Annotated in this window: 8 protein-coding genes; 3 read left to right on the top strand and 5 right to left on the bottom strand. The window is 69.7% G+C overall.

Going from position 1 to position 10,448, the window contains the following annotated elements:
• Nucleotides 1–58: 58 nt before the first annotated feature.
• The 4 genes from VFI59_14030 to VFI59_14045 are packed head-to-tail and all read right to left on the bottom strand — an operon-like array spanning nt 59 to nt 5,449.
• Entirely contained in the window at nt 59–2,341 is a 2,283-nt protein-coding gene (locus tag VFI59_14030) for a DEAD/DEAH box helicase (protein ID HET6714815.1), read from the bottom strand.
• A gap of 36 nt (nt 2,342–2,377) precedes the next feature.
• A complete protein-coding gene (locus VFI59_14035; GenBank protein ID HET6714816.1) occupies nt 2,378–3,751 on the bottom strand; it encodes a sodium:proton exchanger in 1,374 nt (457 codons plus the stop codon).
• A 28-nt stretch (nt 3,752–3,779) separates the two neighbouring features.
• Nucleotides 3,780–4,727 (bottom strand): LCP family protein, encoded by a 948-nt coding sequence (locus VFI59_14040; protein HET6714817.1) that lies wholly within the window; start codon nt 4,725–4,727, stop codon nt 3,780–3,782.
• Nucleotides 4,724–5,449: a hypothetical protein gene (locus VFI59_14045; GenBank protein HET6714818.1), complete on the bottom strand. Its 726-nt coding sequence runs from the start codon at nt 5,447–5,449 to the stop codon at nt 4,724–4,726. The genes VFI59_14040 and VFI59_14045 overlap by 4 nt, the downstream gene beginning before the upstream one ends.
• 126 nt (nt 5,450–5,575) lie before the next feature.
• On the opposite strand from VFI59_14045, the gene nhaA reads away from it, so the two are divergent.
• The gene (gene nhaA / locus VFI59_14050; GenBank protein HET6714819.1) at nt 5,576–7,012 is read left to right on the top strand and encodes a Na+/H+ antiporter NhaA; all 1,437 of its coding nucleotides are present in this window, start codon (nt 5,576–5,578) and stop codon (nt 7,010–7,012) included.
• On the opposite strand, the gene VFI59_14055 is transcribed toward nhaA, so the two are convergent.
• On the bottom strand, nt 7,006–7,500 hold the full coding sequence (locus VFI59_14055; GenBank protein ID HET6714820.1) for an NUDIX domain-containing protein: 495 nt from the start codon (nt 7,498–7,500) through the stop codon (nt 7,006–7,008). The genes nhaA and VFI59_14055 overlap by 7 nt on opposite strands.
• A 137-nt stretch (nt 7,501–7,637) precedes the next feature.
• On the opposite strand from VFI59_14055, the gene VFI59_14060 reads away from it, so the two are divergent.
• The gene (locus tag VFI59_14060; GenBank protein ID HET6714821.1) at nt 7,638–9,932 is read left to right on the top strand and encodes a sodium-translocating pyrophosphatase; all 2,295 of its coding nucleotides are present in this window, start codon (nt 7,638–7,640) and stop codon (nt 9,930–9,932) included.
• 28 nt (nt 9,933–9,960) lie between these two features.
• The gene (locus VFI59_14065) at nt 9,961–10,326 is read left to right on the top strand and encodes an OB-fold nucleic acid binding domain-containing protein (protein ID HET6714822.1); all 366 of its coding nucleotides are present in this window, start codon (nt 9,961–9,963) and stop codon (nt 10,324–10,326) included.
• Nucleotides 10,327–10,448: the final 122 nt, after the last annotated feature.

Genomic DNA, 10,448 nt, shown 5'->3' on the forward strand with positions numbered 1-10,448 from the left:
TACCGCAGCCTCGAGCGGGCCCCCTCACCGGAACCTCCGCACCACCGCCGGCACGATGCTAGCCCCAATGCTCCCCGAGGAACGCCGCCAGCAGCGCGACGGCCCCCTGCTTGTCGAGCGGCTCGTTGCCGTTGCCGCACTTCGGGCTCTGGACGCAGCTCGGGCACCCGTGCGTGCAGGGGCACTGCCTGATCGCCTCGAGCGTCGCCGTCAGCCACCGCTCGCTGGTCGCCGCGCCGCGCTCCGTGATGCCGGCCCCGCCCGGGTAGCCGTCGTAGATGAAGATCGTAGTGGCGCCGGTGTCGGGGTGCATCGGCGTCGAGACGCCGCCGATGTCCCATCGGTCGCAGGTCGCGACGAGGGGCAGCAGCCCGATCGCGGCGTGCTCCGCCGCATGGATCGCACCGGCCACGTCGCGTGGGCCGACCCCCGCGCGATCGAGCACCGTCTGGGGGATCGTCCACCACACCGCCCGGGTCTCGAGCTCGACCGGCGGCAGCGGCAGGGGGAACTCGTCGAGCGTCTCGTTCGTCGAGACCGACTTGCGCACGTAGCTCACGACCTGGTTCGTCACCGAGACCGATCCGAAGCATTGGACGACGTCCCCGATGGTTGACTGCGAACGTGTCTCCCCGATCGCGATGTCGGTGACGTCGCGGGCCTGCGTGTAGAAGTCGGGGTCGGCGTCACGCACGACGGCGATGCGCGAGACGAGGTCGAGCTCCTGCACGAGATACTGCTCCCCGAGGTGCAGGTAGACCGCGCCCGGGTGCAGGGTGGCGTAGGCGCGGTGCTCGTCGGCGGTACCGAGCAGCTCGCCGGTGCCGTCGATCACGATCGAGTAGACGTGGCCTCCGCCGGCGCGCACGTCGACCGCCCGATGGGGCTCGTCGCGGCCGCGATCGTGCCAGGCCTCCCGACGCCGGACGAGCTCGCCGCGGCTGGTCATCGCCTCGACCGAGGCTCGCACCTCACTGGTGTCGCCGAAGAACGCGAGCTCATCGTCGCGCAGCGGCACCTCCCGTGCGGCGCAGCGCAGATGCGGTTCCCGCACGTAGGGATTCGTGGGGTCGATCACGGCGGCCTCCGCCGGCTTGTCGAACAGATCCGCCGGATGGTGCACGAGGTACTGGTCGAGCGGGTCGTCCTGAGCCACGAGCACCGCGAGCGAGTCGGTGTCGCGCCGTCCGGCTCGTCCGGCCTGCTGCCACATCGCCGCGCGGGTCCCCGGGTACCCGGTGAGCACCGCCGCGTCCAGCGACCCGATGTCGATGCCGAGCTCGAGCGCGTTCGTCGAGGCGACCGCCAGCAGCTCGCCGTCGGCGAGCGCCCGCTCGATGCGCCGCCGATCCTCCGCCAGGTAGCCGGCCCGGTAGCTCGTGATCTTCTCCCGAAGCTGCGCGTCGCCGACCTCGCGCCGCGTCCACTCGGCGAGCAGCTCGGCTGCCCGACGAGATCGGGTGAAGCCGATCGCGCGGGTCCCGTCCCTCACGAGCTGCCCGAGGAGCCATGCGCTCTCGGCGAGGGCACTCCGGCGCGCACCGGTCTCCTCGTCCGCGAGCGGCGGGTTCCACAGGGCGAAGCGCTTCTCGCCCGACGGCGAGGCGTCGTCGGTGATCTCGACGACGTCGTCGAGGCCCGTGAGCCGTGTCGCGAGCTCGCCGGGGTTCCCGACGGTCGCGCTCGCGAGGCACCATCGCGGCGCGCCGCCGTAGTGGGCAACGAGGCGCCGTAGCCGTCGCAGCACCATCGCGACGTGCGACCCGAACACGCCCCGGCACACGTGGGCCTCGTCGACGACCACGAGCGACAGCCGCAGGAAGAAGTCCGCCCACCGAGCGTGATCGGCGAGCAGCGAGAGGTGCAGCATGTCGGGGTTCGTCATCACGAGATTCGCGTTCGCTCGGATCAGCGGGCGTTCCGCCTTCGGCGTATCGCCGTCGTAGACGGCCGCCTTCAGTTGCGGCAGCTTCAGTGCCCGCACCGCTCGCAGCTGGTCCCGTGCGAGGGCCTTCGTCGGGAACAGGTACAGCGCGGTGGACTTCGGCGTGGTGATCGCGGTCTCGGCGAACGCCGTGTTGTACACGAGGGTCTTGCCGCTCGCCGTGCCGGTGGCCATCACCACGTCGCGCCCCGCCCGCAGCGCCGTGAGGCCGTCGGACTGGTGTGGGTAGAGGCCGCGCACGCCCGTCAGGCCGAGCCTGGTCACGAGCAGCTCGGGCAGGTCGTCGGGGAACGGCTCGACGACCGGGTCGCGGGCGGGCAGGACCCGCACGTGCACGAGCGAGTCGCCCACGTCGGGATCGGCCTCGAGGTGCCGCAGGAACGCCGAGGGATCCACGCCGGAAGGCTACCGGCGGCGGGCGACGAAGGGCGCTCAGACCTGGCGTCGCGCGGCCACGGCTGCCGCGTCGGCCTCCCGTTCCCTGGCAAGCTCGTCGTAGGGCGCCCGGAACGCGTCGCGCGCGAGCTGCCGGTAGTTGAACCGGTCGGTCGCCAGCACCCAGACGCCGAGCACGAGGTAGACGATGCCCACGGCGACGCGCTCGATGCCGTGGTACTGCTCGGGCACGATGCCGCCGAGGATGAACTGGCCCCAGAACAGGGCGAAGAGGAAGACGGCCTCGCGCAGCGACATCGTGAGGCTCGAGATCACGGCGACGGCGAAGAACGACTGCGCGGCGGTGAGGAACAGCTCCTCGCGCTGCACGGTGTCGAGCGGGAGCCCGTGGAGCCCACCGGCGGCGATCGAGAAGACGATCGGCAGCGTGCCGACGAGCAGCGTCCACTGGTTGACCTTCGACGAGACGAGCGTGCCGAGGCCCGCGCTCGTGTTCAGTCGCCAGGCATAGAGACCGGCGATCAGCAGCTCGGGCGCCTCCGACGCGAGCGGTGCGACCCACTGCACGAGCAGGAACTCGCTCACCCCGAGGGCCTCGCCCGAGAGGACCAGGGCCTCGGCGAAACGCTCCGCAAACAGCAGGATCACCGCGGCGGCGAAGACCGCGATCGCCCCCACCGTGAGTCGCCGAGGCAGGGTGCCGAACGTGCCGAGGTACCTCGCCGGGCCGACGAGGTGTGGTTCCTCGGCCGGGGCCCTCGAGACCCTGATCGAGTAGGCGACGAAGATCGCGATCAGGATCGCCGCATCGACCAGCGTCACGGAGTGCTTCAGCGGCAGCGTGAGCGAGTAGATCGTGGCCACGGCCAGGTAGCCGATCTCGATCGAGTGCTCGCGGTCGAGGCGCACGCCTTCCCATCGGCCGTTCGCGGCCCTCACGAGGCGGTTGTTCCGCTTGAGCCGGAAGTAGGCGATGAAGATCACCATCGTCCAGCCGACGCCGATCAGCAGGCGGTTCGCACCGGTCATGTTCGCGAGGGCGAGATGGCACGGCGACTCAGTGCCGCCATCGAGCGGCAGGCACGCAGCCCCCGTCTGGGCGAACGACTCACCGCCCTTCTTCGCGAAGACGAAGTCGACCGCGTACTCGGGCAGCACGGCGATCAACGCGAGGATCGCGATCGCCAGCCCCGCCGAGATGTCGAGCTGTGCGACCTCGGCGGCCCACGAGAGCATGAAGGCGGCGCCGACGATCGCGACGCCGAACAGGAACGCCTCGATCGGATGGGAGATGTCCGGGTGCGTGAATCGCACGACGAACCCTGGGACCGTGAGCGCGAAGGCGACCGCGATCTCGATCTTGGCGCGCGCCGGGTGGACGTCGGTCAGGTCGTCGTGCAGGGTCGTCATGCGAGCGGCAGCCTACCCCGCGACGAGGTCAGTCGCTGGCGGTGGGGCTGGGCGGCACGTTCTTCTTGAACAGCATGCCGTCCTGCTTCGCGTCGGCCACGATCGCGCGCGCACGCGCCATGTCGAGCGTGACGACCGAAGTGCCGCCGACCATGCCGGTCCCGCCGGGCAGCACGACGTTCTGCACCTTCGCCGGCGGCACCTTCGAGGATGTGAAGGCGAGTGCCATGACCTCCGACAACGGGATCTCGGTCTCGATGTTTCGCATGCCTGCCCCGAGCCAGGTGAACAGGCGGGCCTGGTCGGCGCGGAACTCCTTCTTGAACTGCGTGAGCGAGGCCAGGATCAGCCGGCCGCCGTTCTCCTGCCGGCCGAAGTCGCCCTGCTCGAGGCTGTGACGGTCGCGCGAGAACGCGAGGGCCTCCGGTCCGGTGAACCGCTGGACCCCCGGCTGGAAGTCGCTGCGGGAGTACGAGTCGACCATCGGGAACGGCACGTCGACCGTGAGGCCGCCGACCGCGTTGATCATGTCGGTGAAGCCCCAGAACGTCGTGAGCGCCCAGTAGTCAATCGTGACGCCGAAGTTCTGCTCCATCGTGGCAACCATGAGCTCGGGACCGCCGTAGACCATCGAGGAGTTGATCTTGCCGCTGCCATGGCCGGGGATCGGCATGTAGGAGTCGCGCGGCACGCCGACCAGCACCGCCCGCTTCTTCGCAGGGTTCAAGAAGATCATGTGCAGCGAGTCACCGAGCGAACGCATCACGTTCTCGCCCTCGCGGGCCCCCGAGCCGATCGCGAGGATCACGACCGGCTTGGACCCGGTGAGCGACGGCGTGAACCCGGCGTGCGCCTTGCCCATCACGACGCCGGTCGACTGTGCCCGAGCGGCCACGGTGCCGCTCAGCGCGCCGAGGCTCGACCCCAGCACCCAGGCCACCAGGGCGACCAAGATGAACGTCGCGCGGCGCCTCACGATGCCTCGGCCTCCGACGGCTCGGCGCCGCCGCTCGCACCCGGCGAGCCCGACGCGCTCGGCTTCGGCTCGCGCTCCTCGTCGCTGCGCTGCACCGAGAACGAGACCACGAGCCACTCGCCGTCCACCTTCTCGAAGACGAACTGCCCCTTGCTGATCATCTCCACCTGGCCGTCGGCGCCCGTGCCGCGGGCGACGAAGCGCGCACTCCCCTCGACGGCGCGGGGAACACGCGACGGATCGAGGAGCACATGGACTTTGAGCGTGCTCGGCATCGGTTTGATCGACTCGAACGCCTCACCGGCCTCGGGTCCCGCCGTCAGCACCTCGAGATGAGCCTCGGCCGCGTCGCGGGCGTCGCCGGAGAAGAACTCGAACACGTCGTCGTACTCGCCGTCCATCCAGTTGCCCGGGTCGAGGAACGCCATGGTGTAGAGGTCGTCGAGCTGCTGCGTGACGGCCTCGGAGGGCGCCTGCGCAGCCGCGACGGCTGCCTGATGATTCGGCTTCGCCGAGGTCTCGACCGCCTTCGGCTTGCCGGCATCGAACGCGAACTCGGGGGTCTCGGGGGTGTCGTCGCGGACGAGGTCAGCCAGCGGCCCGGCCTCACCACCGGACAGCGAGAAGACCGCCACCACCGCGAGCGCGACGACCACGAGGGCGCCGACGATCAGGAGGGGCTTCTTCCGGGAAGGGGTGGCTACGTGCCGACCATCTGCCAAAACGTGCGGAGCCTACCGGCGGCGGGGGACCGCGCCAACGACATCGGCGTGAGATTTCCGTGACGGGTACGATGTGTGGCGTCGCAACAGGTGTGCCGGGAAGACTGGTCGGCGGGAGGAGTCGTCATGTCCGAACCGGTCGCTCCCGACGCGCCTTCGCCTTCCCGGCACGACGCCCTCGCCGAGGTCCGGCCTCCCTGGTCGAGGTCGGATCGGCTCGTGCCGAGGCGGGTCGTCCAGCCCTTGCAGGAATTCCTGCAGACCTCGACCGCGAGTGCTTCGCTGCTATTCCTGGCGGTGATCGTCGCGCTGGTGTGGGCGAATTCCCCGTGGAAGGCCGGCTACGAGGCGTTGTTCTCCACCGAGTTGGCGATCAGGATCGGCTCCCTGGTCGATCTCGACGAGGATCTGCACTTCTGGGTCAACGACGGATTGATGGCGTTGTTCTTCCTCGTGGTCGGCCTCGAGATCAAGCGCGAGGTCGTCTCGGGCGAGCTGCGGCAGCTCCGCGTCGCCGCCCTGCCGATCATGGCCGCGATCGGCGGCATGGTGGCGCCCGCCCTGATCTACCTGGCCGTCGCGGGTGGCGGCGAGACCGGCCGGGGGTGGGGTATCCCGATGGCCACCGACATCGCCTTCGCGCTCGGGGTGCTGGCCCTGGCCGCGTCGTACGCCTCGCCCAGGCTGAAGCCGCTGCTGCTCACGCTTGCGATCGTCGACGACATCGGCGCGATCATCGTGATCGCGATCTTCTACACGGGCGGTGTCGACGCGACCGCGCTGATTGCCGCGTTCGGGACCGTCGGGCTGATCGCGATCGCGAACGCGGTGCACATCCGGTTCATCCTCCTCTACGTGCTGCTCGGCGCGGCGCTCTGGTACGCGACGTATCAGGCGGGGATCCATCCCACGATCGCCGGCGTGGTCCTGGGGCTGCTGACTCCTGCGGCCCCGTTCCAGCGTCCGGCGGCGGTCAGCGAGCAGGCTCGTCGCACCGCCGACGAGACGAGCGACGATCCCACGGCGGTCGACGACGATGCCCAGTGGTGGATGCGGCTCGCGTGGCTCTCCCGTGAGGCGGTCTCGCCGCTCGTCCGAACCGAGCACGCGCTGCTGCCCTGGACGAGCTTCGTCATCCTCCCGATCTTCGCGCTCGCGAACGCGGGCGTCGAACTCTCGCTCACGCGGCTCGGGGCCTCGCTGACCGCCCCCGTCTCGGTGGGCATCTTCCTCGGCCTGGTGCTCGGCAAGCCGGTGGGTGTGCTCCTGGGCTCGTTCATCACGGTGCGCACCGGCTTGGGACGCCTGGGCGGGGACGTCGGCTGGGGCGATCTGACGGGCATGGGCATGACCGCCGGCATCGGGTTCACCGTGGCCCTCTTCATCGCCGAGCTCGCGTTCCCCCCTGGGCCGAGGCTCGACGAGGCGAAGACTGCCATCCTGGCTGCATCGCTGGTCGCGGGCGTCGCCGGCTACCTCATCCTTCGGGTGGCGCCGTCGCCAGGCGTCGATCCCGGCGACACCGTTCAGAGCGACGCCCTTCAGCGCGACGCCGCTCAGTAGGCCTGGAAGCGCCCGGTCTCGAGCCACGCTCGGTAGAGCTCGAACCCCACGCGCGTGGAGCGCAGCAGCGGTTGGGGCGGATCGTCGAGGTCGACCCAGGCGATCTCACCCATCTCCTCCCCGTCGCCCACCGGCTCGCCCCGCCAACGGCGCAGCACGAACCACAGCCCGAAGTAGTGCGTCACGTCGCCGTTGGGGTACGTCTCGAGGTGGTTGTCGACGCGCGAGATGCAGGCGAACGCCTCGAGGTCGGCGGGGTCGGCGTCGAGGCCGACCTCTTCGCGCAGCTCGGTGACGGCGGTGTCGGTGAAGCTCGAACCCCGCTCGGCGCCGCCCCCGGGGATCGCCCACATGCCGTTGTCGAGTCGGTGGGCCACCAGCACCCGGCCGTCGTCGCGCACGACCATCACGCTGGCACCGGGCCACAGCACGAGATCGGTGCCGACCTTCTGACGGACGCGCCACAGCGTGGTGCCCTCGAACCCCATCGCGCGACATGCTCCCATGAGCGTCGTCGTGCGCGGCATCCGCGCAGGTCGCAAGGGGAAGCGTTCCCTATACTGCACCGGTCGCCCGGCCTGCTCGGGCGCCCCAGAGAGGACTCCACCCGACTTCAGGAGGTTGCATGTTCCGCGTCCTTGCCCAGGAAGGCGGCCCGCTCGAGGTCACCTTCGGGTCGTTCGAGAACACGTGGCTCTGGATCGTGCTCGCGATCTCGCTCGTGGCGCTCGCCTTCGCCTGGTACCTGCGGGCGAAGGTGCTCGCTGAGGGCGAGGGCAGTGACAAGATGCGCGAGATCGCGACCGCGATCCAAGAGGGCGCGAAGGCCTACCTCAGGCGGCAGTTCAGCACGCTCAGCATCTTCCTCGGCATCCTGACCGTGGTGCTGTTCTTCGCGCTGCCCGTCTCCGACGCCGTCACGACGACCCTGCTCGGCATGTCACCGGAGCTGTCGATCCGGGTCGGACGTTCGATCGCCTTCCTGCTCGGCGCCGGCGCCTCGATGCTGACGGGGTACGCGGGCATGTGGCTCGCCGTGCGTGCCAACGTGCGCACAGCGAACGCCGCGAAGGAATCCGGCCTTCGCAAGGCGCTCACGATCGCGTTCCGCGCCGGCGGCGTCGCCGGCATGTTCACGGTCGGCCTCGGCCTGTTCGGGGCGACGCTGATCCTCATCATCTTCGAAGGCGACGCGACCAGCGTGCTGGTCGGCTTCGGCTTCGGTGGCGCGCTGCTCGCGATGTTCATGCGGGTGGGCGGCGGCATCTTCACGAAGGCGGCCGACGTCGGCGCCGACCTGGTGGGCAAGATCGAGCAGGGCATCCCCGAGGACGACCCGCGCAACGCCGCCACGATCGCCGACAACGTGGGCGACAACGTCGGCGACTGCGCCGGCATGGCGGCCGACCTGTTCGAGAGCTACGAGGTGACGCTGGTCGCCGCCTTGATCCTGGGTGCGGCGGCGTTCGCCGACAGTGAGATCGGCGCGATCGCGGGCGTGATGTTCCCGCTGTTCGTGCGCGCGGTCGGCGTCGTCACGTCGATCATCGGCATCATGGCCGTGACGCCGCGCTCCGAGGAAGAGCACGGCATGAAGGCGATCAACCGTGGCTTCTTCCTGTCGGCCGTGATCTCCGCGGTGGTCGTGATGATCATCTCGGTCACCTACATGGAGAGCTGGCGACCCGGCGTCGCGGTCGCGATCGGCCTGGTGCTCGCCTCGATCATCCAGATCCTCACCCAGTACTTCACCGACACGAAGTACAAGCCCGTGAAGGAGGTCGCCGACTCGACGGTGACCGGTCCCGCCACGACCGTGCTCTCGGGCTTCTCCGTCGGCCTCGAATCGGCCGTGTGGGCCGCGCTCGTGGTCGCCGGCACGATCATGGCTGCGTTCCTGCTCGCGGACCCGGAGTCCACGAACCTGTTCGCCGAGCGCCTGTACTTCATCGCGTTGTCGGGCATGGGCATGCTCACGACCGTTGGCGTCGTCGTCTCGATGGACACCTACGGCCCGATCAGCGACAACGCGCAGGGCATCGCCGAGATGTCGGGCGAGTTCGAGGGCCGGCCGGCGGAGATCCTCGGCGGCCTCGACGCCGTCGGCAATTCGACGAAGGCCATCACGAAGGGTCTTGCGATCGCGACCGCGGTGATCGCGGCGACGTCGCTGTTCGGCTCGTTCGAGGAGGCGCTGAAGGAAGCCGGGTTCACGTTCGAAGGCATCCGCATCGACCGGCCCGACGTCCTCGTCGGGCTCCTGGCGGGCGGCACGATCGCGTTCCTGTTCAGCTCGCTCGCGATCCGCGCGGTCGGCCGTGCCGCGGCGCAGGTCGTGGTCGAAGTGCGCAAGCAGTTCCGCGAGAACCCAGGCATCATGGACTACTCGGTCAAGCCCGACTACGCGCGGGTCGTCGACATCTGCACGAAGACCTCGCTGCGGGAGCTCCTCACACCCGGCCTCTTGGCGGTGCTCTCACCGGTGATCGCCGGCTTCCTTCTGAAGGAAGAGGCGCTCGGCGGGTTCCTCGCCGGCGCGATCGTCACAGGGCAGCTGATGGCCGTGATGTTGTCGAACTCCGGCGGCGCGTGGGACAACGCGAAGAAGTACATCGAGGAGGGCCACTTCGGCGGCAAAGGCTCCGACGCCCACAAGGCGGCGGTGATCGGCGACACGGTCGGTGACCCGTTCAAGGACACTGCCGGACCGGCGCTGAACCCGCTGATCAAGGTGATGAACCTCGTCGCGCTGCTGATCGCGCCGCTCGTCGTCCAGTACGCCGACGAGACCGCGGTGCGCATCGCGATCGGAGTGCTGGCAGCGGTGATCCTCGGGACCTCGATCTACGTGTCGAAGGCCCGCAAGTCCGAGCTCGACGCAGCCGCGGAGTTCGCCGACAAGGCCGCCGTGAGCGCCTGAGGTCGCGAACCGGGAGGGTGCAGACTGCATGAGCGCGCTCCGTCGCTGGCTCGATCGATTGACCGAGAGCGACGAGGCGCGCCTCGAGGCCGAGACCCAGGATTGGGCCGACTCCGTCCCGGGCAGCGTGCGCCTCGGCCTGGCGCCGATGCGTGAACGGGTGAAGATCGCGGGCATCATCCGGCGCATCACGGTGCTGCCGATGAGCGGTCATGAGTCGCTCGAGGCGCTGGTGTCCGACGGCACGGGTGAGGCGCTCGTCGTCTTCATGGGACGCCGCGGCATCGGTGGCTTCACGCTCGGCACCAAGGTCGTCGTCGAGGGTGTGCTGGGCGAGCAGCGCGGCGGCGGTCCCCCCAAGATGATCAACCCCCGCCTCGAGTTCAGCGCCTGAGGCGCCGCGCGATATATCCGCCTCCCGGCGCGGCGATCGCGCCGACCGTCAAGGGCGCGTGAAAGGCGCGCATCCGCACGTCAAGGGCGCGTCAAGACCACTGCCGGGCAACCACTTCGGTC

This window comes from Actinomycetota bacterium, assembly GCA_035697485.1.
In the GTDB taxonomy this organism is placed as follows: Bacteria; Actinomycetota; UBA4738; order UBA4738; family HRBIN12; genus JAOUEA01.